Origin of the sequence: Streptomyces sp. SID3212 (assembly GCF_009865405.1) — a bacterium.
In the GTDB taxonomy this organism is placed as follows: Bacteria; Actinomycetota; Actinomycetes; order Streptomycetales; family Streptomycetaceae; genus Streptomyces.
On the sequence record NZ_WWJY01000030.1, the window covers coordinates 1 to 508 of the forward strand.

The following is a 508-nucleotide window of genomic DNA, read 5'->3' on the forward strand; positions in this document are numbered from 1 at the left end:
GCCGCCTCGGGGGCCGGCGGGCGGCAGCCGCCGGGCTCCCCTGCGCCCGCGCCCGCCACGGGGCAGGGCGCCCAGCAGGTACGGAACATGTGGCCGGACATCCTGGAGGCCGTGAAGAACCGCCGCCGCTTCACCTGGATCCTGCTCAGCCAGAACGCGCAGGTGGCGGGCTTCGACGGTACGACGCTCCAGATCGGTTTCATCAACGCCGGCGCCCGGGACAACTTCACCAGCAGCGGCAGCGAGGACGTCCTCAAGCAGGCGCTCTCCGAGCAGTTCAACGTCCAGTGGAAGATCGAGGCCATCGTCGACCCGTCGGGTGGTACGGCCGGGCCGCCCCTCTCGGGCGGTGGTGGCGGTAGCGGCGGTGGGTACGGCTCCGGCGGCGGAGGCGGCGGAGGTGTCGGCGGCGGTACGGGCGCCGGCGGCGCCGGGGGGTACGGCGGTAACGGCGGCGGGTACGGCGCCGGCGCGGCCACGGGCGCCGGGCCCGGCGCGGGATCCGGCT

Annotated in this window: 1 pseudogene; it reads left to right on the forward strand. The window is 75.8% G+C overall.

What is annotated here, in order from left to right:
* A pseudogene (locus tag GT042_RS37930) lies at nucleotides 1–508 on the forward strand (DNA polymerase III subunit gamma and tau); the annotation flags it as partial.